The following is a 22,311-nucleotide window of genomic DNA, read 5'->3' on the forward strand; positions in this document are numbered from 1 at the left end:
CTGGCTCCTATGCGGATGCGCGATGGCGGCGCCGTCGACATCGCCGGCGGCGGCAACGCCGGCCGATGGCGCGCAAGCCACGCTGCGCATCGGCTCCAAGCGTTTCACGGAATCCTACATCCTGGGCGAGTTGCTGGCGCAAACGGCGGCGCCGTATGCCCGCACGGAACACTTGCAAGGGCTGGGCAACACGGCCATCGTGCTGGCCGCGCTGCGGGCCGGGAAGATCGACCTGTATCCCGAATACTTGGGCACCATAGACCAGGAAATCCTGCGCCACAAAGCGCCGGCCACGCTGGAACAGATCGGCCGCGAACTGGCGCCGCTGGGGCTGGGCGTGGCCGTGCCGCTGGGTTTTAACAACACTTACGCGCTGGCCGTGCGCGGCGCTCCCGATGGCCCACGCACCTTGAGCGATCTGGCGGCCCGTCCCACGCTGCGCTTTGGCCTGTCGCATGAATTCATCGGCCGCGCCGACGGCTGGCCCGGACTGGCGCGGCGCTATGGCTTGCCGCAACAGCCGGCCGGCCTCGATCACGGCATCGCCTACGACGCGCTCAGGCAGGGCCAGGTGGACGTGATCGACATCTATTCGACCGACGCCAAGATCGCCCGCGACGGCTTGCGCGTGCTCGACGACGACCGCCACTATTTTCCCCGCTACGACGCCGTGCTGCTGTACCGGCTCGATGCGGCGGCCCGCTTTCCGGCGGCATGGGCGGCGCTGGGGCGGCTGCAAGGCCGCATCAGCGCGGCCGACATGATCGCCATGAACGGCGCCGCCGAGATCGACGGCCAGAGTTTTGCGGCCGTGGCGCGCGGCTGGCTGGCCGCGCATCCGCTGCCGGCGCCATCGGCCGCGCCGGCCATGCCGCCAGCGCGGGTGTCATCGTCCGTGCCATCGCCCACGCCAACACTGGCGTCATCGGCCGTGGCGACGCCGGCGTCATCCGCCCCGCACGATGGCTTGCTGGCCAAGGTCTTCGACGACAAGCTGTGGCTCCTCACGCGCCAGCACATCACGCTGGTGCTGGTCGCGGTGGCACTGGCCTGCCTGGCGGGCATCCCGCTCGGCGTGCTGGCCGCCTATGTGCCGCGTTTGCGGCAGGTGGTGCTGGCGCTGGTGGGCGTGCTGCAAACGGTGCCGTCGCTGGCCCTGCTGGCGTTGCTGATCCCCTTGCTGGGCATAGGCGCGGTGCCGGCCCTGGTGGCGCTGTTCGTGTACGCGCTGCTGCCCGTGGTGCGCAATACCTGCACCGGTGTGCTGCAGGTGCCGCCAGGGCTGCGGCTGGCGGCGCTGGCCCTGGGGCTGCGTCCGTACCAGCGTTTATGGCACGTGGAGCTGCCGCTGGCGCTGCCCGTGATCCTGGCCGGCGTGAAGACGGCCGCCGTGATGAGCGTCGGCACGGCCACCATCGCCGCCTTCATCGGCGCCGGCGGCTATGGCGAACGCATCACCATCGGCCTCGCGTTGAACGACAACGCCATGCTGCTGGCCGGCGCCATTCCGGCCGCCGTGCTGGCCCTGCTGACCCAGGGAGCGTTTGAATTGCTGGAGCGGCTGGCGGGACGGGCCGCGTCACAGCGTGTGTAGTTTGGCCCGCACCACGGCCACTTCCCGGTGCAGCAGGCGTTCGGCCTGGAAGTCGTTCTCGCGCTGGGCGGCGATGGTGTGCAGGTGGCGCTGGCAATGGTCCAGCCGCCAGCACAGGTAAGCCTTGTAGAGCAGCAAGGCGAAGGGCGGCAACTTGTTCATGGCGGGCTCCCGGACGTGGTGACAATCCATGGTACGGCTCGCCACGGGGCGGGCTTTGTGCCGCGTCAATGGGCGCCGGCCGGCGCGCGCGAGTTAGTGCGATGTAAGCAATATTGAGCTGGCGTAAGCAAATGTAAAGTACCTGCGCACGCCGCCGGACGGGCGATTATAGTGAAGGCGTTGCTTCAATCTCCCCTCCCACTCAACATGGGTTCAATCCCACGCGGCGCCTGGCGCTCGTGGGATTTTTTTTCAACACAGAAAAACCGTGTTACGTCCCCGATTTTCCCGTGGCGCAAAATCGGGGACGTAACACGGTTTTTCCGTCCGTTAAGCCGCTGCCAGTTGCTGCAAGGCGTCGCCGGTGACGCGGCAGATGCGCCAGTCCGGCATCACGTCGGCGCCCACGCCACGGTAGAAGTTGATGGCGTTTTCGTTCCAGTCCAGCACCGACCATTCGAAGCGGCCGCAGTTGCGCGCCACCGCCAGTTGGGCCAGCGCCACCAGCATCTGCTTGCCGTAACCCTTGCCACGGCACGATTGCTTGACGTACAGGTCTTCCAGGTACAGTCCCTTGCGGCACAGGAAGGTGGAGAAGTTGTGGAAGAACAGGGCGAAGGTCACCACCTCGCCCGCTTCCTCGCCCACGATGGCTTCGCAGGCGGGGTGGGGACCGAACAGGCCGTCTTGCAGCATGGCGGGGTTGGCCACCACCAGGTGTTCCAGTTTTTCGAACACGGCCAGCTCGTGGATCATGCTGAAGATGGCGTCCACGTCGGCAGGGGTGGCGGGGCGGATGGTCAGTTGCGGCTTGCTCATGGATTATGCGGCGCTTTCAAGTTTGGGGTTGACGGAAGGGGCGGGCGCGTCGGCCCGCAAGGCCCAGGCCACGCTGGCCAGGCAGACCAGCATGCCCAGCCATTCCAGCGGGCCGGGGCGGAAGTGTTCGAGCCGGATCGACAGCAGCACGGAAATGACGGGCGTGACGACGCCGATGTAGACGGCCTTGTGCGAGCCGATGCGCAGGATCAGCGTGAAATAGGCGGCGAACGCGATCACGGAACCGAACACGGCCAGGTAAAACAGGCCGCCCCAGTAACGGGCCGTGGCCGGCAGCGTGAACGACTGGCCGCTGACGAGCACCCAGGCGGCCACCATCAGCGTGCCCCACAGCATGGACCAGGCCATGGTCAGCAGTACGTTGGACGATTGTTGGCGCACCTTGACCACCAGTACGTTGCCGACTGAGCTGGAGAGGGTGGCGCACAGGGCCAGTCCCAGGCCCAGCAGGAAGTGGCCGTTGCCGGCGCCGGCCACGGCCGTCCCGGCACTGGCGATGGATTGATAGAACAGCAGCGTGACCCCGGCCATGGCGGCCGCGCCCGCCGTCCAGATGCGGGCCGTCAGCGGCGTGCCCAGCATCAGGTGGCTGCAGATCGGGGTCCAGAACACCATCAGCGCGAACAGCACGGCCACCAGGGCCGATACCAGGTATTGCTCGGCCGTGTAAGTGCAGATGTAACTCAGGCCGAAGCTGGCGATGCCTTGCAGCAGCAGCCAGCGCTGGGTGCGCCATGGCAGGCGCAGCCTGTCGCCGCGCGCCGCGCACCAGGCGAACAGGACGGCCGAGGCGATGGCGAAGCGGTAGACGACGGACACGGCCGGCGCTACCTGGCCCAGCTGCAAGGTGATGGCGAAGAAGGTCGAGCCCCAGATCAGGCAGGCGGCAAGAAACAGGATGGGAGAGGACATCGCTGCAGTATACCGGGCTTGCCGGAAACTTGCTCGCCAGCTACTTTATTGACAAATAGACCACATCCGTGCTTGATGTGGCGCAGTGGCGGGGAAGAAGGCGCGGCGCCGGTCATCCAACTGGCTATTATAAAAAAACCATCCTTTCCCACCGGAGACGCTCATGCCTACCTCGCTGCGATTCAAAGTGGCCACCCTGATCGGTTACGTGCTGTTGAGCACGGCCGCCGTTGTCGCGCTGGCTGACGATAGTCCCGCGCGTGGGCAGCTCGCGTTTGCCATCGCGGGACGACCCTAGGCGACAGGGCCGGCCCGGGCCCTGGTGGGGGCGCCTGTGGCCGCGCCGCCGGAGTGCTACCATGGCGAGGTTGCCAACCTTGGCGCCGTCCAGTGCCCGTTCATGTCCACGCCATCCCTCCGTCCAGCCCAGGCGCCATCGGCCGCGCGCAAGCGTTGTTTTGATCCCGTTGTCGACCGCCATACGCGGGTGCTGGTGCTGGGCAGTTTGCCGGGCGAGCAATCGCTGGCACTGCAGCAATACTACGGCAACCGCCAGAACAAATTCTGGGGCTTGATGTCGCAAGTGCTGGATATCGACCTGGTCGCGCTGGAGTATGCGGCGCGCCTGCAGGCCTTGTTGGCCCATGGTGTGGGCTTGTGGGATGTGGTGGCCGAAGCCGAGCGGACAGGCAGCCTCGATAGCGGTATTCGCGACCACGCCAGCAACGATCTGCTGGCGCTGGTGGCAAGCCTGCCGCAGCTGGGCCTGATCGCCTTCAATGGCGGCACTGCCGCCCGGCTGGGGCGCAAGCAACTGGCGTCCGATGCGGCGCGCTGGCGCTTGCTCGATTTGCCGTCCAGCAGTCCCGCCTACACCTTGCCGTTTGAACAAAAAATGGCGCGCTGGGCGGCGCTGCGCGAGGCCTTGGCCTGAGTGGGCCGCGGCGACCTCACGGCCCCACGGGCACGATATTGAGCACGCCGTCGTCGTTCAGGCCAATCAGGATGAAGCCGTCGCCCGAGATCACCATCTGGCGCGGCGCCAGCTGGCGCCCCACGGGCACGAACTTGAGCTGCTGCAGCAGCACGCCGGCCGCGCTGTAGACCCACACGTCGGCCGCGGCCGACTTGCCGGCCACGCCGCAATAGACCCGCCCATCGCTGCCCACTTCCACGTTGTCGGGCGCGCTGTTGCCGCTGGGAAGGTAGGACAGCGTGCCCAGGTCGTTCGTGCCCAGCACGCTGCACTGGGTGGGCGTGCTGCTGGCCGCGTACAGCGTGCTGCCGTCGGCGCTGGTGGCGATGTCCTGGCCGGCGCTGCCGTTGCCCAGGTGGGTGGCGGCCGGCAACTGCGCCGCGAACAGGGTGCCGCCGGCCAGGTCCGCGTAATCGAGGGTGTAGGTGGCCAGGTGCACGGCCGTGCCATCCTCGTCCTGCACATACAGGCGCTTGCCGTCGGCCGCCGCGCTCAGCGTGCCGCCCTGGATCGGCAGGCTGGCCAGCAGCTTGCCGGCGCTGTTGTAGATGCTGCCGTCGTTGAGGGCCACCAGATCCACGCCGTTGGGGTGCAGCAGGGTCAGGCGCGAACTGCGGTCGGGCTGGTGCGCCAGCGGCCAGCGCGCCAGCACGGCCTTGGTGGCCAGCACGCGCACTTCCAGCTTGCTGTTGTCGAGGTCGTACGCGTACAGCAGCGTGCCGTCGGCCGACACGGCCATGTCGCCCAGCGCGCCGCCAAAGCCGGTCAGCGTATCGGCCAGCTGGCCAGTGTAGACGTTGTAGATGTCGATGGTGGTGCCGCCGTTGTGGGCGTACACCAGCGGCCGGATCGGATCGGCCACGATGTTGCGGTACAGCGGGTGGGGCGACACGGGCGCCGTCGGGCTGGCCGTGCCCTTCCAGAACGCGACCCGGATCGGGGTGGCGGCCGCCATGGCGGGGTCGGTCGGGGTCACCGTCACGGTGGCGTAGTTGAGCGAGTTGGGCGCCAGCGTGCTGGGGTCGGCCGACAGGGTGAGGCTGGCGCCGCTGCCGCTGGCCGTCAGCCAGGGCTGGTCGCTGGCCGCGGTCCAGTCGGGCACCAGGCCGTAGTTGTCGACGATGGTCACGCGCCGCGTCACGCGCGACCAGCCGGGCGAGCCGCTCATGGCCACGCCCAGCTCGGAGGGCAGCAGCTTGTGCTTGTCCTTGTTGATGGTGAGCGCCACCGGGGCCGTGACGATGTCGCCATTGACGGTGGCGGCGGCCACCATTTGCACCGTCGTGCTGCCGGCCGGGGCGGCGGCCGGGTTGGCCGTGATGGTGACGGTGCTGCCGGCCGCGCCCACATTGCCGCTGGCCGCGCTGCTGCCGGCCCAGGCCGGCACGGCCGAGAGCAGCCACGGCCATTGGTTCGTGCCCGTGTTCAGGCTCAGCGTCACGTTGCGGGGGCTGAAGTCGCGCCCGTACGTGCCGCCCAGCGTCACGGCGGCGTTCGAGGCCAGCAAGGTGGCGCGCACCAGCTTGAGTGACACGGGTAACTGGCGTGGCGTGATGCCGTCGGCCGTCAGGGTCAAACTGGTGCTGTAGTTGCCGCTGGCCAGGGCGCCGACGGTCGGGTCGATCGACAGCGTGGTGGTGGCCGGAGTGTAGCCCTGGCTGGGGCTGGCGCGCAGCCAGCCCGCGCCGCTGGCCGCGCTCCAGCGCGTGGCCTGGGCGTTGTCGGTGGCGAACTGCACGTCCTGCGAGGCGATGGGCGCGCCATTGATGGCGGTGAAGGCGACGCCGTCGCTGCTGAGCTGGAAGCCCGGCGCCAGTACCGTCAGCGACACGGGCACGGTGGCTACCAGGCCGTCGCCGGCCGTCAGCGTGATGGCGGTGCTGTATTGTCCGGGCGCCAGGCTGGCGGGCGTATAGCTGGCCGTGAGGGTGGCGTTGCCGCTGCCGCTGGTGCTGCTCAGGGTGAGCCAGGCGGCGCCGCTGGCCGCGCTCCAGCTGCGCCCTGTGGCCTGCACGCTGATGGCGGCCGGCGCCGGCGCGGCGCCGCCCTGGTGCATGGTGACCGTCAGCGGCGCGGCGCTGCTGGCCGTGAAGGGGGCCGAGCCGGCCGGCGCCACTTCGATGGCATAAGGCAGTTGCATGGGCGAGCCGGGAAACTGGCTGGCGCACGCGCTGTCACGGCACAGCTTGACGGTGAAATTGCCCTGGTAGCTGCCGGCGGCCAGCGTGGCCGCCGTCTGCAAGGTGGCATGGTAAGACTGGGCGCTGTCCTGCACCAGCTGCGCGTTGGGCAGCAGCACGCCGGCACTGTCGACCAGGTAGGCATAGACGGCGGCGCCGTTGAAATCGGCGGGCCGCGCCACGGCCGCGTTGACGGTGGCCGTGGCGGTGGTGCCAGCCACGGCCGAGATGGCCACCTTGTCCGGGCTGAACGTGAGCGCCGCGCTGGTGGCCGGGGCCGGCGTGCCCCCCGCGCCGCCGCCGCCGCAGGCGGTCAACAGGGAGGCGAGCGTAAGAGCGGACCAGAGTCGGTGCATGGCGGTATCCTCGGGCGGACAGTTTATATATTTTACAATTGTTGCGCATGCGCAACATTCTGTCAAGCCGTTGTGGTGGCCGGCGCAACACCTGGGCCCGCGCGCGGGCCGGCCATTACCGGGTCGCCTGGGCCTCGTAGGCCTTGAGCCGGTCCAGCTTGGCCGCGTACAGGTCGTGGTCGCCGCGCGTGGTGCTGTTTTCCATGGCTTGCTTCATGTGGATGTCGGCCCGCGCCAGGTCGCCCAGCTTGAACGAGGCCACGGCCAGCCAGAAGTGGAATTCATGGTAGTCGGGCGAACGGTCCAGCTCGCGCTGGAACAGGTCGCGCGCGCGTCCGTAGTCGCCGGCGCGCATCGCCTGCTGGCCCTGGTTGAAGAAGTAGAACGGCGGATACGGTTCCAGCTGGGCCAGCCGCGCCCGCAGCGCCTGCGCCTCCTGGGGCCGGCCCAGTTCGGCCAGCGCCTGGGCCAGGTTGTACAGGAACACGGTGTTGTCAGGTGCCTGGTTCCACGCATAGCGCAGCACCTGCTCGGCCGGCGCCACGTCGCCGTGGTGCTGGTAGATCACGCCCAGCGTGTTGTAGGCGTTGAGGAAGGCGGGATCCTGGCCGACGGCGCCGCGGGCCCACCAGTAGGCGTCGTCGAGCTTGTTTTGCACCAGCAGTTCGGCGGCCCGGTTATTCATGTACATGGCCACCACGGTGCGCTCCTCCAGCGGCTGGGCCTGCTGCTTGGCCAGTGCCGGGATGGGGATGAAATCGACCGTCATGTACTGCGCCGAGTTGTAACCCTTGCTCAGGTCCAGCTTGGGCTGGCCCAGGATCAGGTTCACGTGGCCGCTGGAGAAATACAGGTTGCCGCTGCGGCTCCATGCGTCATCCATGGTGATGCGCTGGTATTGCACTTCCAGCCCCAGCTTGTTGGCCAGCGCGGCCGTCATGATCACCAGCGACAGGCAGTTGCCGCGCCGCGCCTCGAAGGTTTGCTGGGCGTTGCGGGTGACGGCCGAGTCGTACTCCAGTTGCAGCTTGTCGCGCCGGTACAGGGCGTCGAACAGGGCCTGGCGCTTATCCTTGCCATGCTGTTGGTGCAGCACCTGTTCCTGCAGGTAGGCTTCCATGGCCGGGGTGACGGCGAACAGCTGGTCGGTGCTGATGGGGGCCGACGGCGGCGCGAACAACTGGTCCTGGAACAGGCGCGCCGGCGGCACGGCCGCGACGCGGTTCTGGGGCAGGCCGGCGCAACCGGCCAGCAGGGCGGCGCACAGGATAACGAAACGGCTCAACATGATGATTTCCTCCGCGGCGCCCACGCGGGGCGGGACGCCGGTTTTATGCGGCGGCGCTGGTAGCCTGCACCGCCCAGGCCGCGGCTGGGGGCCGCTAGAGGCCAAGTATCCTCGGCTCCCTAGCCCCTGTCAAACGGCTGGAGGTGCGTCCCGATCGGCCCGGACCTTACCGCGCCGGCGGCGCCAGCGGGGCCCCGCCGGCGTCGAATCCGGCGGCCACGGACAGCTGGCCCAGGCCGATGCTGGCCAGCGCGTCGCGCACATCGGCCACTTCCGTTTCCAGGTCCGCGCCCGGATCCAGCGGCTTGTCGTAGGCGGCCAGTGGTTCGCCATCGAGGTACAGACAGGTGCGCAATTGCGGCGCATGGTCGGCGCCGGCCGGGCCGACGGTGGCCGTGGCCTGCTCCGGCGCGGCGCCGCGCGCCGCCAGCGCCTGGTTCAGCGTGGCCAGCAGTTGCAGCATGTCGTGTTCGGCCACGCCCTGCTGCTTGGCGCCGAAGAACAGGTCCTGGTACAGGAAGTTCAGTTCCAGCGGCCGCGCACCTCCCAGGCAGCGCCGCACCAGCGGCCCGTACTGCTCGGTCCAGCGCTGGTAGCGTGCCATGCGGCGCGCGAAATAGGCGTCGGCCGCCGCCTCGCCGGCTGGCACCCGGTAGAACGGGTCGTCGGCCCGCTTGAGCGCGAAGCCGACCAGGAAGCGCAGTTCCACGGCCGCGTCCTCGGGGCCGAATGGTGTCGCCGTCCAGCCGGCCAGGCTGCGTTCGATGGCCGGCGTGGGCACCAGTTTCTTTTCCGTCATCGAGGTGGCCGCCTCGCGCACCATCTCGTGCAAGTTGCTGTAGGTGATGCGGTCGATCTCGCCCAGGTCGTAGGCGTGGCCGATCAGCACCACCTTGGCCTTGGGACTCTCCAGTTCGCCCTGCTGGAAGCTGGCCAACAGGGCGTCGTAGGCCTGCGGGTCCTGAAAATCCTGGGCCGGGTCCAGGCCGCCCGTGCTGTGCACGAACACGGGGATGGCGAAGGCGTCGATTTCCAGCGTGGGGGCGTTGTCGCGCCGCAGCAGCACGGTGCCGGCCGCCTCCTCGATGGCTTCGCGCAGGTAGCGGCAGGCGCCCACGTCCTCGTCCTGGGCCAGTTCGATGGCGCCGTACAGCACCTCGTCCTTGTGCTGGTTGAGCAGCTTGCGCACCAGCTTGTGGAAGGTGGTCGCGCGCTGGCGCAGCAGCTCGCTCATGGTGTCCGGGTCTTCCTGCTCGGCCAGTTCCAGGGCCAGTTCGCACAGGTTGCGGGTCAGCAGTTCATCCTTGAGTTCGGGCGTGTCGGCCGGTTTGCGGGACACGGGGCGCTTGTTTTTTGACATGGTTTCCTGAAATGAGGGGGCCGTGCGGACGGCCCCGGCGCGGGCGACTGCGCGGTGTCAGCGCTCGTTGTGAAAGGTTTCGTGCAATTCGTCCAGCAGGTCGGCCGTCTCGTCCTCGGACAGGCCCAGGTGGCGGCAGGCCGGGGCGCCGCCTTTGTCCCACTCCAGCGAGACCGGGTTGCCATGGTAGCGCTGGATGCCTTTTTCGGCCAGCACCGACAGCGCCACCAGCGAGCGCACGGCGTCGTCCGTGGCCGGGTCGTCCAGCACGCGGTAGTCGTGGTGCAGCAGGATGGCCCACGACACGTCCGGCGACAGGCCCCAGTTGCGCGCCAGCAGGCAGCCGATGGCGGCGTGGTTGGTCTGGTGGCGCGCGTCTTCCACTTCCGTGAAGCGGCGCACCGGGTCGTTGCTGGCGGCGGCGAAGGTGTCCACGTAGCCGGGGAAGCGGTTCATCAGCAGCGGCACGCCGATGTCGCAGAACAGGCCGAAAGTGTGGGCGATGTCGGGCGGGGCGATGCGCAGCTGGCGCGAGGTGTAGACCAGGGCCTGGGCGCGCCGGGCCGAGGTTTCCCAGAACTGCTCCAGGGTGGCGCCGTCGCCTTCGATGGCTTGCTTGGCCAGCAAACCCGTGAGCAGGGCCGCGCAGTGGTTGATGCCCAGGAAGTTGATGGCCTGTTCCACCGACTTGGCCTTGCGCCCGGCCCCGTAGAACGGCGAATTGGCCAGCTTGAGCAGGGCGCCCGACATGCCCACGTCGTTGCCGATGATGCGGGCGATGCGCCGTGGCGACGGGTCCGGCTCGGCCAGTTCCTGTTGCAGGTCGACCAGCAGGCTGGGCCGAGGCGGGATGCGGATCGAACGCAGCAGGGCGTCTTCCACCGTGTTTTCGACTGGCAAGGCTGGGGCTGCGGCTGGGGTCATGATGGTTTTCGGGTTACGGGACGGCGACGGCGCGGCACTAAAACCAGCACTATAAACCAGCCGGGCGCCTCGCGCCGAGTCCGCTCACTTCCGATTATCGCCGCTTCCCGCTCCCGGTTGCGCGATTTTGGCGTGAAAATGTGTCGCCGATGGCGGATTTTCACGCGCGGCGGGCGCGCCGCAGCCCGTTTCGATGTCCATTTGTCATGTTTGCCGGTCCCGGCCGGGTGGGCTGTGGCCTGCTGGGCAAGATTGCCGCCGGGTTGTTGGCCGCCGCGGCGGCCGGAGCCGGGGCGGGCGCCGTTGGCGTCTCCCCCGCGTCGAGCTGGAACACGGCCACCGCCTGCGTCAGGTTTTCCGTCTGCTCCTGCAGGCTGGACGCCGCCGCCGCGGCCTGTTCCACCAGTGCCGCGTTCTGCTGGGTCATCTCGTCCATCTGGACCATGGCCTGGTTCACTTCCGCGATGCCTTGCGCCTGGTCGGCGCTGGCGCTGCTGATGCGGCGGATGATGTCGTTCACCTGGCGCACGGAAGTGGCCAGCTCGCCCATGCGCTCGCCGGCCTGGCGCACCGAGCTGCTGCCCGTGTCGATGGTGGCCACGGAGGTGGCCACCAGGTCCTTGATCTGGCTGGCGGCGGCGGCCGAGCGGTGCGCCAGCGTGCGCACTTCGGCCGCCACGATGGCGAAACCGCGTCCCTGCTCGCCGGCGCGGGCCGCCTCGACGGCCGCGTTCAGGGCCAGGATATTGGTTTGCAGGGCGATGGCGTCGATCACGCCCGTGATGTCGACGATCTGGCCGGCGCTGGCGCGGATCGAGTCCATCGTCGCCACGGCCTCGCCCATGGCCGCGCCGCCCCGTTCGGCCAGCTGCGAGGCGCCGTCGGCCAGCTGGCAGGCTTGCCGCGCGTGGGCCGCGTTGTCGCGCACGGCCCCGGTCAGGCTGTCCAGGGCGCTGGCCGTCTGCTCCAGCGAGCCGGCCTGGCGTTCCGTGCGGTTCGACAGGTCCAGGTTGCCGCTGGCGATATCGTGCGCGGCCAGGTCGATGTTCTGCACGGCGCCCAGGATGGTGCGCAAGGTGGCGCTGAGCTGGGCCATGGTGCCGTCCAGCAGGCGGGCCGTGTGGGCGATCTCGTCGTGGCCATCGTTGGCGCGTCCGGGCGCCAGCTGGCCGGCGGCCAGCTTCACCACCACGGCGGCGATGGCGTGGATGTCGCGCAGCATGGCGCCGCGCACCCGCATCGTCACCACCAGCGACAGCGCCACCGACAGCAGCAACAGGCCGGCCATGGTCAGGCCCAGGGTGTGGAATTCAGCCTTGGCGCGTCCGTGCGCCTGCACGCTCAGTTGCTGCTCGAGCGCCGCCAGCTTGGCCAGTGCGCCGTTTAGGCGGCTGAACTGCTGCTCGGCCTTGGCCATGGAGTTGGCCGCGATCGACTGGTCCACCTGGGCGATCTCCATGGTCTCGCGCACGGCCTTGCGGTAGGCGGCCAGCGCCGCGGTGGAGGCGTCCACGAACGGCCGCTCGCCCGGTTCGGCAACGGCCGCCAGCGCCGCCAGCTGGGCCCCGATGGCGGCGTGGCGGGCCCGCAGTTCCCGGGCCAGCGCGCCGATCCGGTCCTGGGTGAAGCTGCCGTTGGTCCAGGCCAGCAATTGGTAGATGTTGGCGTGCGCGTGCTTGGCCTCGCCGCTCACGTCGGCGGCCGCCTTCAGGCGCGCCGCGCGCACCTGCACCAGGTTCTCCAGCGATGCGTTCTGGCGCACCATGCCGTAGTAGCCGGCCCCCGAAGTGCACATCAGCAGTACCAGCACCAGGCCGGGCGCCAGCAGCAGTTTCGGACCTATCCTCAGTCGCTTCAGCATGGTGGCTCCCGGCGCGGTTGAATGGCGGCGATGGCTCGCTTTATTTCTTGTAGATGCCCGCTTCCAGCACCACGTCGCCGACCCGCAGGATGTAGGTGGTCTTCGGTTCGATCTTGCCGCTGGTGGGGTTGCGGTACTGGTAGTCGACCCAGCCTTTGCCCTGCTTCTGGGCCAGCTCGATGATGTCGCGCCGGTAGCGCTTGCCGCTGGCGTCTGGCACGTCGAGCAAGTCCTTGCCGACGATGGAAGGATTGATCGGGTGGGCCAGCACGATGCCCGTGTGCAGGTCGCGCATGTCCACGTACAGTGCGCCCTGCACGAAGTCGGGGTCCCTGGCGCTGATGCGTTTCATCATTTCTTCGCGGCCGTGGCTTTTCATGTAGGCCGCGCCCCGTTCGGCCATGGCGATGGCGTCCTTTTCAGTCGGTTCGGTGGCGGCGTGGGCGGCGCCGGCCAGCCCGGCCAGCAGGAGGGCGGCGGTGGCGGCGGTGCGTGGTAAGCGGTTCATGGCAGTCCTTGATGGGGTGGTAAGTGGGGAAAAGTTGCCTGTGCGCATGGCGTACTGTACGCCGCCGCTGTCATCGCCCATTTGCGTTATCGCAAGCGGGCGGCCCGGTGTGACGCCGGCGGGCAGCGCGCGTCAAGCACTTATTCCACAACGCAACTTTTTCACCCGCTAGTTGATGTGCGGCAACCCCGAGCGCGCCGCACGGCCTAGCATGGAATTCCCGGCAACCCCAACGCCACAGGAGCCCGCCATGACTACCGAAGCTGCCAGCGTCAAGTTCAAGCCCTACATCCGCCAGACCATCGCCCAGGCGCCCCAGTGGGCCGCCATGGCGCCCGAGTTGCGCGAAGCCGTACAGGTGGTGTCGCACGTGCTGCCGTTTCGCACCAACGCCTATGTGATGGAGCACCTGATCGACTGGAACAATATCCCGGACGACCCCATCTTCCGGCTCACCTTCCCGCACCGTGACATGCTGCCTGCGCACGAGTACGCGCGCTTGCGCGAGCTGGTGCTGGGCCGCGCCGACCAGGCCGCGCTGGTCAAGCTGGTGCGCGAGATCCGCATGCGCATGAACCCGCACCCGGCCGGCCAGATGACGCACAACGTACCGCGCGTGAACGACGCGCCGCTCAAGGGCCTGCAGCACAAGTACAAGGAGACGGTGCTGTTCTTCCCCAGCGCCGGCCAGACCTGCCACGCCTATTGCACCTTCTGCTTCCGCTGGCCCCAGTTCGTGGGCATGGACGACATGAAGTTCGACGCCCGCGAATCGAACGAGCTGGCCGGGTACCTGAAGCAGCACCCGGAGGTGACGGACGTGCTGATCACGGGCGGCGATCCGCTGATCATGAACACCCGCTCGCTGGCCAGCTATATCGAGCCGCTGCTGGTGCCGGAACTGGCCCACATCCAGAACATCCGCATCGGCACCAAGTCGGTGGCGTACTGGCCGCAGCGCTTCGTGACGGACGCCGACGCGGACGACTTGCTGCGCCTGTTCGAACGCGTGGTAGCCAGCGGCAAGAACATGGCCATCATGGGCCATTACAACCATGCCGTTGAACTGCGCCAGCCCATCGCCCAGCAGGCCGTCAAGCGCATCGTCGGCACGGGCGCCACGCTGCGCATGCAGGGGCCGCTGATCCGCCACATCAACGAGGACCCGAAAAGCTGGGCCGAGCTGTGGCAGACGGGCGTGCGGCTGGGCGCCATCCCGTACTACATGTTCGTCGAGCGCGACACGGGGCCGCGCGAATACTTCCAGCTGCCGCTGGTGAAGGCGCACGAGATCTTCCAGGCCGCGTACCAGATGGTGTCGGGCCTGGCGCGCACCGTGCGCGGGCCGTCCATGAGCGCCTTCCCCGGCAAGGTGGTGATCGACGGCGTGGCCCACATCGGTGGCGAGAAGGTGTTCGCACTGCAGTTCCTGCAGGCCCGCAACGCGGACTGGGTGCGCAAGCCGTTCTATGCCCGCTACGACGAGCAGGCGACCTGGATGGACGACCTGCGCCCCGCCTTCGGTCGCGACAAGTTCTTCTTCGAGACGGAAGGCGATGGCCATCCCTCCACGCCGCGCAAGGTGATCCCGCTCACGCCGGCCCGCCATGACGAGGATGGCGGCGCTTCCTGCGCGGTCCACAGCAACGTGGCCTAGGGAGAACGCCATGGCCACGCCCACGCGGCAACCGGGACAGCTGGGCGGGCCGGCCATGTTCTGCCTGGTGTTCCTGCCGTTCGCGCTCGGGCATTACCTGTCCTGCCTGATGCGCACCGTGAACGCCATGCTGGCGCCGCAGCTGGTGGCCGCGCTGGGCCTCACCCCCGGCCAGCTAGGACTGCTGACCAGCGCCTTCTTCTTCGCCTTCGCGCTGGTGCAGCTGCCGGTGGGCATGGCGCTGGACCGCTGGGGGCCGCGCCGGGTGCAGCCGGTGCTGCTGCTGGTGGCGGCACTGGGCGCGCTGGCCTTTTCGGGCGGGCGCAACTTCAGCGAACTGGTATGGGCGCGGGCCGTGATCGGCTTTGGATTGGGCGGCTGCTTCATGTCGGCCGTCAAGGCTGTCTCGACCTGGATCGCGCCGGCCAAACTGCCGTCCGTGCACGGCTACCTGATCGCGGTGGGCGGGCTGGGCGCCGCCTCGGCCACCTTGCCGGTGCGGCTGGCGCTGCACTACACGGACTGGCGCGGCCTGTTCATCGGCCTGGGGCTGGCGGCGGCCGCCATCGGCTTGCTGATCCACGTGCTGTCACCCACGCCGCCGCCCACGCAAGGCGCGCCCCTCACGCGCCAGGCCGTGCTGGCCGTGTACCGCCACCCGGCGTTCCGCGAGACGACGGCGCTGGTGCTGGTGCCGCATACGGTGTTCTTCGGCATGCAGGGCCTGTGGATAGGGCGCTGGCTCAGCGACGTGGCCCGCTTCTCCGACGCGGCCGTGGGCTATTTGCTGTACCTGGGCATGGCGGCCATCATCTTCGGCGCCATCTTCGTCGGCATGGTGACGGAATGGGCTGGCCGGCGCGGCGTGCGGCCGCTGACGGTGGCGGCGGCCGGCATCGCCCTGTTCATCGCCGTGCAGCTGGGTTTTGTGATCGGCTACGCGCCCAGCTACCAGCTGCTGTCGGTACTGTTTACGCTGGTGGGCACCAGCACCGGCATCGAATATGCGATCGTCGCGCAGAGCATGCCGCCGGCCCTGACGGGGCGGGCCGCCACCTGTTTGAACCTGCTGATTTTCCTGGGCGCGTTCGCCGTGCAAGCCGGCTTCGGCCAGCTGGTGGGCTGCTGGCAGGCCAACCTGCTGCACCAGTATCCGGCTGCGGCCTACCGCTGTGGCTTCGCCGTGCTGGTGGCGCTGCAGTTGCCGGGACTGTTGCATTTTGTGTGGCGCCAGTGGCGCCCGCGCACGCCGGCGCGCGCGAGTGGCGTGCGCGGGGGTAAAATCACCCTGCCATCCGGCAGTCCGGCGCATTGACTCCGTACTCAACTGGGGAGGTTATGCATGACCACTTCCGTGTTCGCCACCTTGCCACCCGACTGGCAAGCCTGGATCAGGGATAACCTGGCGCGGGACTGCAGCCCGCGCGACATGGCCGACAGCATGGCCCGTTCGGGCCAGTACAGCATGGCGTTCGCGCGCGCCGCCATCGGCGAGGCGCTGGGCGCCGACCCGCTTGCGGCGCGGGATCAGCAGCAAGGAATGCCCCAGGTCGACACGAGCGCCAACTGGCTGGCCGTGGCGGGGCGCGAGGTGGCCATCCTGTGCGCGCTGCGCCAGCCGCGCGTGGTCCTGCTGGGGAACGTGCTGGGCGAGGCAGAGTGCGACGCCATCGTGGCGCACTGCGAGCGGCGCTACACGCGCTCCACCGTCACCAGCGAGGAGGATGGGGCCAGCACCGTGCATGACGGGCGCACCAGCGAGATGGCCTTCATCCAGCGCGGCGAATGCGCGCTGGCCGACCGCATCGAACAGCGGCTGGCCGCCATTGCCCAGTGGCCGGTCGAGCACGGCGAACCGTTCCAGTTGCAGAAGTACGGCGTGGCGCAGGAATACCGGCCCCATTTCGACTGGCTCAATCCCGACGCGGATGGCCACCGCGCCCACCTGCGGCGCGGCGGCCAGCGCCTGGCCACTTTCATCCTCTACCTGAGCGACGTGGAGCAGGGCGGCGGCACGGCTTTTCCCAACATCGGCCTGGAAGTGTTCCCGCGCAAGGGCAACGCGCTGTTCTTCCTCAATACGGACGCCAGCGGCCGGCCCGACCAGCAAACCCTGCACGCGGGTTGCCCCGTGGTGCGCGGCACCAAGATCATCGCCAACAAGTGGCTGCGCGAATCCGTGTATTAGCCTTCGGTTAGAATGGCGGGCTTGAACCAACCCGCTTAGGCAACCAAGGAACAGTATGAGACTCGTGCGTTACGGCCGTCCCGGCAAAGAGAAACCAGGCTTGATCGACGACTTCGGCAAGCTGCGCGACCTGTCGGGCGTGATCGACGATATCGGCCCGGAGCAGTTGTCGCCCAAGGCCTTGCGCAAGCTGGCCAAGCTCGATCCCGAAACGCTGCCGGCCGTGCGCGGCAATCCCCGCTACGGCGTGCCGCTGGCCAAGGTGGGCAAGTTCATCGGCATCGGCCTCAATTACTCGGACCATGCGGCCGAGGCGGGCATGCCCGTGCCCAAGGAACCTATCGTGTTCATGAAAGCCACCACCTGCCTGAACGGCCCGGACGATCCCATCATGCTGCCGCAGGGTTCGAAGAAGACGGACTGGGAAGTGGAACTCGGCGTGGTGATCGGCACGCGCGCCCAGTACGTGAGCGAGCAGGATGCGCTCAAGTACGTGGCCGGCTATTGCGTCGTCAACGACGTCTCCGAGCGCGCGTTCCAGCTCGAACGCGGTCCGCAATGGGACAAGGGCAAGGGCTGCGACACTTTCGGCCCCGTCGGCCCGTGGCTGGTGACGCAGGACGACATCTACGACGTGCAGCAGCTGGACCTGTACCTGGACCTGAACGGCAAGCGCATGCAGACCGGCAGCACCTCGACCATGATCTTCACGGTGGCCCAGCTGGTGAGTTACCTGTCGACATTCATGACGCTGGAGCCGGGCGACATCATCGCCACCGGCACCCCGCCCGGCGTGGGCCAGGGCCGTAAGCCGCAGCGCTTCCTGAAGAAGGGCGACCAGCTGCGGCTTGGCATCGCCGGACTGGGCGAACAGCAGGCCGACGTGATCGCCTGGCAAGCGCGCCCTTAACACCCAGCAAAATCGGGGACGTAACACGGTTTTCCCGTATGGGAAAACCGTGTTACGTCCCCGATTTTGCTAGCGGACAGCGGCCAGCGCCCGCGCCAGCGTTTCGCCCAGCCGCGCCACGATCTCGGCCAGGTCGGCCTCGGTGGCGATGAACGGCGGCGCCAGCAGGATATGGTCGCCGCGCCGGCCGTCGATGGTGCCGCCCATCGGGTACACCATCAGGCCGCACGCCATGGCTTGCTCCTTGATGGCGGCGTGCAGCTTCAACTCCGGCGCGAACGGTTCCTTGCTGTCGCGGTCGCGCACCAGTTCCAGTCCCAGGAACAGGCCACGCCCGCGGATGTCGCCCACGTGCGGATGGGCGCCGAAGGCGCGCTCCAGCTGGCGCCGCAAGGATGCGCCGCGCACGGCCACCTGGGCCAGCAGATTGTCGCGCTGTATCACCTGCTGCACGGCCAGCGCGGCGGCCGCCGCCACCGGATGGCCCATGTAGGTATGCCCATGCTGGAACACGCCGCTGCCTTCGCGCAGGCGCGCCACCACGGGCGCGCGCGCCAGCACGGCGCCGATGGGCGCGTAGCCGGCCCCCAGACCTTTGCCCAGCGCCACCAGGTCCGGCACCACGTCTTCCTGTTCGATCGCATACAGGGTGCCGGTGCGGCCCATGCCGCACATGACTTCGTCCGCGATGAACAGGATGCCGTACTTGTCGCACAGGGCGCGCACGCCGCGGAAGTAGCCCGGCGTGGGCGGCACGGCGCCGCCGGTGGCGCCCACCACCGGCTCGGCGCAGAAGCCGATCACCCGTTCTGGTCCCGTCTCGATGATGCACGCCTCCAGTTCGGCCAGCAGGCACAGGGTGTAGTCGTCCACGCTCTGGCCGGGCGCGCGGTCGCGGTATTCGTAGCAGGGCGAGACACGCGCCACGTCCATCAGCAGCGGTGCGAAATGCTGGCGGCGCCACTCGTTGCCGCCCAGGGCCAGTGCGCCCAGCGTGTTGCCATGGTAGCTCTGGCGGCGGGCGATGAACATGGTCCGTTCCGGCTGGCCCGATTCCACGCAATACTGGCGCGCCAGCTTGAGCGCCGTCTCGATCGCTTCCGAGCCGCCCGACACGAGGTAGACGTGATTGAGGTCGCCTGGCGCGTCCGCCGCCAGCCGGGCCGCCAGCTGCTCGGCCACTTCGGTGGTGAAGAAGCCCGTGTGGGCGTAGGCGGTGCGGTCGATCTGCGCGTGCATGGCGGCCAGCACGTCGGGGTGGCCGTGGCCCAGCGACGATACGGCCGCGCCGCCGCTGGCGTCGAGATAGCGGTTGCCGCTGGCGTCGCGCACCAGCATGCCGGCGGCGCCGACGGCGGTGGGCGGCTGCTGGCGCAGGTTGCGGTGGATGATGTGGCTGGCTTGGCTCATGGCGTCCTCGTTGACTGGGCGGGAAAGGTGACAGCCGAGGATATACCGGAGTGGCTCGCGTCCTGTTGATATTTGCCGAGGAGTATGGTTTTTCCCGTGCGCCTGGCGATCAGCCGTATGGGCGCGCGAGACGGCGATCCGCTTGGGGCGGGCCAGATCGCGCGCGCCATCGTTGCCTGTTTATGGAGGCGGCATCAGGAAGCTGGACTGCGCGAGGTTGAACAGGCCGGCGGGCAAGCCTGCGGGGTTGTAATAGTTGGACTTGTTCGCGTCGAGCACACTGGGCTGCCATGGCAGCGGCCCCGCATACATCAAATCCGTGGGACTGGTGTTGACATGGCCCCCGGCGACCTGGTTGGGCACGCCGTCGCTCGCTCCACCCAGCGTATGCACGATTTCATGCAGCATGGCGAAGTCCAGATAGCCGGCGGCGGCCGAGGGGCTGGCCGCGAAATGATTCTGGTCGCAAGGCGTCACGCCTGCCACGTTGGCCAGGCCGTGCAAATACATCACCATCACCTGGCCCGCCAGGTAGGGCGGGCGTGGCGCATCGGCACACGTGCGGGGATTGCTGCCCTCGTAATACACGGTGTAGATCTTGCCCGCGCTGACCAGGCCCGCTGCCACCAGATCGGCCTCGATGGTGTCGCGCTTGCGCACGCCTTGCGCCTCATAGTCCGCGTCGCTGCGGGGCAGGCTGACGAAGGTGACGTCCAGCCGGCCGCCCGCCGTGTCGAATCGCAGCCGGCGGCCGCCGGTCTGGGTCGCCAGCCAGTTGTTGAACGACCCGGTCGAGTTGACCAGTTGGTCACTCAAGTCCAGTCGGCGGTCGGCCGTGCCGGCAGGCACGGCATAGACGACGTGTACCTGTGATCCGCTGGCATCGTCCGGCCGGTCCGTGCTGCTGCGGGCTAACGACAGCAAGGTGCTGTCGATGACGGCCTGGAACGCCGTCAAATCCGTGCCGCCGGACACCGCGGCCAGCATGGCCCGTACCTGGTCCGCGGCGGCCTTGCCGCTGTACGACTGTGCCAGCACCGTGGTATTTAACGCGGAAGTGAAGCTGGCGCTGGCGGCCACCCGCTTGTTGATCAGGGCCGCGTCCAGCAACCCTTGCGCGCTGGCGTTGACCAGCGCCGCCCCCATGATCGACAGCGACGCATTGGCGCGGCTTAATCCCTGGTGGTCGATCGCATCGATCCAATAGGCCAGGCCGCCGCTGAGCGGGGCGCGGCCCAGCACATTCTGGTAGATGGCCCGCACGAAAGTCTCGGTGTCGCCGCTGTACAGCCTGCGTGACTCGTCACTTTCCCCAAAGGAGTCGATCAGGGCGCGCACCCCCGCGTTGTCGCGATAGGCGGAACTGAGCTGCTGGATGTCGGTCGGCGCGCCCAGCGCGGCCAGTTGCGCTTCGAAATTCGGTAGCGCGCCGCTGTCGGCCGCACGGCCGAAATAGGCCAGATAGAGTTGCTGGACCAGTGGCCCATAGTCGGCCGCCGGGGCGGGCGCCGCAAGACGTTGGGCGCCAAGTCGTGATACGCGTGCCGTCGTATCGGGTGTGGCGTTGTTCTGATCGCCGCCGCAGCCGGCCAGCAGCAGGATGGCCAGGCCGGCCACCGCTCGGATTATCCTCATTTGACCTCGTCATCGTTATGCCCGCCGCCGGCATCGGGCAACGCGCCATCAAAAAAATTTCACCAAAGCAATTATATGACAAGCGTCAATAATTTTGCATACTGATAACTTGCGGTGTTGTTCCGGTGGTATGACTTTATTGATGGCGATGTCTGGCGCCTGAACGGCCGGCTTGTCGTCTGGCGCTATTTGCGCGAATATGGGCCTGCGCTTCACAACAGGAAAAGATGCAATGACTGACCGCCTTCCACCCATCGCGTTCGAGCGATTGAGCGCCGCCCAGCAGGTGGCGGCGCAGGCCGTGATCGACGGCCCGCGCGGCGCGCTGTACGGCCCGTTCGTGCCCTTGATACGCAGCCCGGAACTGATGGAGGCGGCCCAGCGCATGGGCGAATACCTGCGCTACCGCAGCGCGATCGGCACGCGCCTGTCGGAGCTGGCGATCCTGGTGACGGCGCGGCAGTGGAGCCAGCCGGTGGAATGGGCCATCCATGCGCCCATCGCGCAGGACAGCGGCATCGCGCCTGCCATTATCGAGGCCATCGCGGCGCGCCGCCGGCCCGAGGGCATGACGGAAGACGAGGCGCTGGTGCACGACTTCTGCATCGAACTGCAGCAGCGCCAGCGGGTTGGCGACGACACCTACGCGGCCGCGCTGGCGCGCTTCGGCGAGCACGGCGTGGTCGACCTGATGGGAATAAACGGTTATTACACTTTCCTGGCGATGGTGATGAATGCGGCGCAGACGCCCGCGCCGCCATCGCGCGCGGCGCCGCTGCCGGACTAGCGGCGGGCGCCACGCCGAGGCTTCAGTCTTAAGCCAGCACCTTCTTGAGCCACGCGCTGATGTGCACCACTTCCTCCTGGCACACCGAGTGCTGCATCGGGTATTCGTGCCATTCCACCTGGTAGCCCAGCTGCTTGAGCAGGTCGCGCGACTGTTCGGCGCGCGCCACCGGCACCACCGGGTCCATGCGCCCGTGCGCCATGAAGATTGGGGTGGCCTTGCTGGCGGCCGTGTGTTCGGCGATGGCCTTGTCGGCGATCGGCACGTAGCCAGACAGGCACATCATGCCGGCCAGCTTGCCGGGCTGGCGCAGGCCTGTTTGCAGCGTCATGGCGCTGCCTTGCGAGAAGCCGGCCAGGATGATGCGCTCGAGCGGAATGCCGCGCGCGTTCTCGCGCGCGATCAGCGCTTCCACCTGGCCTTGCGACACGCGCAGGCCTTTCTCGTCCTCGTGGCGACCCAGGTCGGTGGCCACGATGTCGTACCAGGCGCGCATCACGTAGCCGCCGTTGATGGTGACGGGCATCATCTCGGCGTTGGGGAACACGAAGCGGATGCCGGGCAGGCCGGCCAGGTCCAGTTCGCGCACCATGGGCACGAAGTCGTTGGCGTCGGCGCCCAGGCCGTGCATCCAGATGATGGCGACGCTGGGGTTCGGGGCCGATTCGATGTCGATGGTTTGCAGCAGAGTGCTCATGGCTTTCCTTGCTTTTCTTGCGTAAGAGGGGGCGGTGGCCAGTGCGCCGGCGGCCTGTACGGCCTG

20 protein-coding genes are annotated in these 22,311 nt (G+C 68.2%); 8 read left to right on the top strand and 12 right to left on the bottom strand.

Translation table 11 applies throughout. The annotated features are described in order from the left end of the window. Positions 1-22: 22 nt before the first annotated feature. Entirely contained in the window at positions 23-1,594 is a 1,572-nt protein-coding gene (locus H3H36_RS14030) for a glycine betaine ABC transporter substrate-binding protein (RefSeq protein WP_182218607.1), read from the top strand. Here H3H36_RS14030 and H3H36_RS14035 read toward each other — a convergent pair. The 3 genes from H3H36_RS14035 to H3H36_RS14045 all read right to left on the bottom strand — a co-directional run bounded on the left by H3H36_RS14035 (position 1,580) and on the right by H3H36_RS14045 (position 3,508). Continuing rightward, positions 1,580-1,756 carry a hypothetical protein gene (locus H3H36_RS14035; RefSeq protein WP_182218610.1) on the bottom strand — a complete coding sequence of 59 codons (177 nt, stop codon included), beginning with the start codon at positions 1,754-1,756 and terminating at the stop codon, positions 1,580-1,582. The genes H3H36_RS14030 and H3H36_RS14035 overlap by 15 nt on opposite strands. A 330-nt stretch (positions 1,757-2,086) precedes the next feature. After that, a complete protein-coding gene (locus tag H3H36_RS14040; RefSeq protein WP_182218612.1) occupies positions 2,087-2,575 on the bottom strand; it encodes a GNAT family N-acetyltransferase in 489 nt (162 codons plus the stop codon). Between the two features lie 3 nt (positions 2,576-2,578). Then, positions 2,579-3,508, bottom strand: a complete 930-nt coding sequence (locus H3H36_RS14045) for a DMT family transporter (protein WP_182218614.1) — start codon at positions 3,506-3,508, stop codon at positions 2,579-2,581. 163 nt (positions 3,509-3,671) lie between these two features. On the opposite strand from H3H36_RS14045, the gene H3H36_RS27355 reads away from it, so the two are divergent. Continuing rightward, the gene (locus H3H36_RS27355) at positions 3,672-3,806 is read left to right on the top strand and encodes a hypothetical protein (RefSeq protein WP_255461861.1); all 135 of its coding nucleotides are present in this window, start codon (positions 3,672-3,674) and stop codon (positions 3,804-3,806) included. Positions 3,807-3,908: 102 nt separating this feature from the next. Continuing rightward, positions 3,909-4,442, top strand: a complete 534-nt coding sequence (locus H3H36_RS14050) for a DNA-deoxyinosine glycosylase (protein WP_182218616.1) — start codon at positions 3,909-3,911, stop codon at positions 4,440-4,442. A gap of 16 nt (positions 4,443-4,458) precedes the next feature. Here H3H36_RS14050 and H3H36_RS14055 read toward each other — a convergent pair whose 3' ends face one another. From H3H36_RS14055 to H3H36_RS14080, 6 genes are all read right to left on the bottom strand, one after another. Then, complete coding sequence (locus tag H3H36_RS14055; RefSeq protein WP_182218618.1) at positions 4,459-7,020, bottom strand: BACON domain-containing protein; 2,562 nt, start codon at positions 7,018-7,020, stop codon at positions 4,459-4,461. A 115-nt stretch (positions 7,021-7,135) separates the two neighbouring features. Further along, complete coding sequence (locus H3H36_RS14060; RefSeq protein WP_182218620.1) at positions 7,136-8,308, bottom strand: tetratricopeptide repeat protein; 1,173 nt, start codon at positions 8,306-8,308, stop codon at positions 7,136-7,138. A gap of 166 nt (positions 8,309-8,474) precedes the next feature. Further along, positions 8,475-9,668: a DUF2863 family protein gene (locus H3H36_RS14065; RefSeq protein ID WP_182218622.1), complete on the bottom strand. Its 1,194-nt coding sequence runs from the start codon at positions 9,666-9,668 to the stop codon at positions 8,475-8,477. Between the two features lie 57 nt (positions 9,669-9,725). Beyond that, positions 9,726-10,592: an HDOD domain-containing protein gene (locus H3H36_RS14070; protein ID WP_182166279.1), complete on the bottom strand. Its 867-nt coding sequence runs from the start codon at positions 10,590-10,592 to the stop codon at positions 9,726-9,728. Between the two features lie 160 nt (positions 10,593-10,752). Further along, positions 10,753-12,453, bottom strand: coding sequence for a methyl-accepting chemotaxis protein (locus H3H36_RS14075; RefSeq protein ID WP_182218624.1), 1,701 nt, complete (start codon positions 12,451-12,453; stop codon positions 10,753-10,755). 40 nt (positions 12,454-12,493) lie between these two features. Continuing rightward, the gene (locus H3H36_RS14080; RefSeq protein WP_182218626.1) at positions 12,494-12,961 is read right to left on the bottom strand and encodes a cache domain-containing protein; all 468 of its coding nucleotides are present in this window, start codon (positions 12,959-12,961) and stop codon (positions 12,494-12,496) included. Positions 12,962-13,211: 250 nt separating this feature from the next. Between H3H36_RS14080 and H3H36_RS14085 the strand changes: the two genes are divergently transcribed. From H3H36_RS14085 to H3H36_RS14100, 4 genes are read left to right on the top strand one after another with little or no spacing between them, the layout of a single operon-like run. After that, positions 13,212-14,618: a KamA family radical SAM protein gene (locus tag H3H36_RS14085; RefSeq protein WP_182218629.1), complete on the top strand. Its 1,407-nt coding sequence runs from the start codon at positions 13,212-13,214 to the stop codon at positions 14,616-14,618. 10 nt (positions 14,619-14,628) lie between these two features. Next, a complete protein-coding gene (locus H3H36_RS14090) occupies positions 14,629-15,933 on the top strand; it encodes an MFS transporter (RefSeq protein ID WP_182218631.1) in 1,305 nt (434 codons plus the stop codon). A gap of 27 nt (positions 15,934-15,960) precedes the next feature. Further along, positions 15,961-16,806, top strand: a complete 846-nt coding sequence (locus H3H36_RS14095) for a 2OG-Fe(II) oxygenase (RefSeq protein WP_182218633.1) — start codon at positions 15,961-15,963, stop codon at positions 16,804-16,806. Between the two features lie 55 nt (positions 16,807-16,861). Further along, positions 16,862-17,716 carry a fumarylacetoacetate hydrolase family protein gene (locus H3H36_RS14100; protein WP_182218635.1) on the top strand — a complete coding sequence of 285 codons (855 nt, stop codon included), beginning with the start codon at positions 16,862-16,864 and terminating at the stop codon, positions 17,714-17,716. Between the two features lie 69 nt (positions 17,717-17,785). Here H3H36_RS14100 and H3H36_RS14105 read toward each other — a convergent pair whose 3' ends face one another. Both H3H36_RS14105 and H3H36_RS14110 read right to left on the bottom strand, forming a co-directional pair. Beyond that, positions 17,786-19,126: an aspartate aminotransferase family protein gene (locus H3H36_RS14105; RefSeq protein WP_182218636.1), complete on the bottom strand. Its 1,341-nt coding sequence runs from the start codon at positions 19,124-19,126 to the stop codon at positions 17,786-17,788. A gap of 180 nt (positions 19,127-19,306) precedes the next feature. Next, positions 19,307-20,761 carry a DUF4214 domain-containing protein gene (locus tag H3H36_RS14110; protein WP_182218637.1) on the bottom strand — a complete coding sequence of 485 codons (1,455 nt, stop codon included), beginning with the start codon at positions 20,759-20,761 and terminating at the stop codon, positions 19,307-19,309. Between the two features lie 232 nt (positions 20,762-20,993). Here H3H36_RS14110 and H3H36_RS14115 point away from each other — a divergent pair, with 232 nt between their 5' ends. Further along, complete coding sequence (locus H3H36_RS14115; RefSeq protein ID WP_182218638.1) at positions 20,994-21,548, top strand: carboxymuconolactone decarboxylase family protein; 555 nt, start codon at positions 20,994-20,996, stop codon at positions 21,546-21,548. A 28-nt stretch (positions 21,549-21,576) separates the two neighbouring features. On the opposite strand, the gene H3H36_RS14120 is transcribed toward H3H36_RS14115, so the two are convergent. Next, positions 21,577-22,245: an alpha/beta hydrolase gene (locus H3H36_RS14120; RefSeq protein ID WP_182218639.1), complete on the bottom strand. Its 669-nt coding sequence runs from the start codon at positions 22,243-22,245 to the stop codon at positions 21,577-21,579. Positions 22,246-22,311: the final 66 nt, after the last annotated feature.

Origin of the sequence: Rugamonas fusca (genome assembly GCF_014042365.1) — a bacterium.
GTDB lineage: Bacteria > Pseudomonadota > Gammaproteobacteria > Burkholderiales > Burkholderiaceae_D > Rugamonas > Rugamonas fusca.

Coding starts and splice junctions, on each gene's coding strand:
- H3H36_RS14050 (WP_182218616.1), top strand. CDS start 3,909: ATGTCCACGCCATCCCTCCGTCCAGCCCAGGCGCCATCGGCCGCGCGC.
- H3H36_RS14080 (WP_182218626.1), bottom strand. CDS start 12,961: ATGAACCGCTTACCACGCACCGCCGCCACCGCCGCCCTCCTGCTGGCC.
- H3H36_RS14065 (WP_182218622.1), bottom strand. CDS start 9,668: ATGTCAAAAAACAAGCGCCCCGTGTCCCGCAAACCGGCCGACACGCCC.
- H3H36_RS14085 (WP_182218629.1), top strand. CDS start 13,212: ATGACTACCGAAGCTGCCAGCGTCAAGTTCAAGCCCTACATCCGCCAG.
- H3H36_RS14100 (WP_182218635.1), top strand. CDS start 16,862: ATGAGACTCGTGCGTTACGGCCGTCCCGGCAAAGAGAAACCAGGCTTG.
- H3H36_RS14105 (WP_182218636.1), bottom strand. CDS start 19,126: ATGAGCCAAGCCAGCCACATCATCCACCGCAACCTGCGCCAGCAGCCG.
- H3H36_RS14110 (WP_182218637.1), bottom strand. CDS start 20,761: ATGAGGATAATCCGAGCGGTGGCCGGCCTGGCCATCCTGCTGCTGGCC.
- H3H36_RS14035 (WP_182218610.1), bottom strand. CDS start 1,756: ATGAACAAGTTGCCGCCCTTCGCCTTGCTGCTCTACAAGGCTTACCTG.
- H3H36_RS14070 (WP_182166279.1), bottom strand. CDS start 10,592: ATGACCCCAGCCGCAGCCCCAGCCTTGCCAGTCGAAAACACGGTGGAA.
- H3H36_RS14060 (WP_182218620.1), bottom strand. CDS start 8,308: ATGTTGAGCCGTTTCGTTATCCTGTGCGCCGCCCTGCTGGCCGGTTGC.
- H3H36_RS14040 (WP_182218612.1), bottom strand. CDS start 2,575: ATGAGCAAGCCGCAACTGACCATCCGCCCCGCCACCCCTGCCGACGTG.
- H3H36_RS14115 (WP_182218638.1), top strand. CDS start 20,994: ATGACTGACCGCCTTCCACCCATCGCGTTCGAGCGATTGAGCGCCGCC.
- H3H36_RS27355 (WP_255461861.1), top strand. CDS start 3,672: ATGCCTACCTCGCTGCGATTCAAAGTGGCCACCCTGATCGGTTACGTG.
- H3H36_RS14030 (WP_182218607.1), top strand. CDS start 23: ATGGCGGCGCCGTCGACATCGCCGGCGGCGGCAACGCCGGCCGATGGC.
- H3H36_RS14055 (WP_182218618.1), bottom strand. CDS start 7,020: ATGCACCGACTCTGGTCCGCTCTTACGCTCGCCTCCCTGTTGACCGCC.
- H3H36_RS14090 (WP_182218631.1), top strand. CDS start 14,629: ATGGCCACGCCCACGCGGCAACCGGGACAGCTGGGCGGGCCGGCCATG.
- H3H36_RS14045 (WP_182218614.1), bottom strand. CDS start 3,508: ATGTCCTCTCCCATCCTGTTTCTTGCCGCCTGCCTGATCTGGGGCTCG.
- H3H36_RS14075 (WP_182218624.1), bottom strand. CDS start 12,453: ATGCTGAAGCGACTGAGGATAGGTCCGAAACTGCTGCTGGCGCCCGGC.
- H3H36_RS14120 (WP_182218639.1), bottom strand. CDS start 22,245: ATGAGCACTCTGCTGCAAACCATCGACATCGAATCGGCCCCGAACCCC.
- H3H36_RS14095 (WP_182218633.1), top strand. CDS start 15,961: ATGACCACTTCCGTGTTCGCCACCTTGCCACCCGACTGGCAAGCCTGG.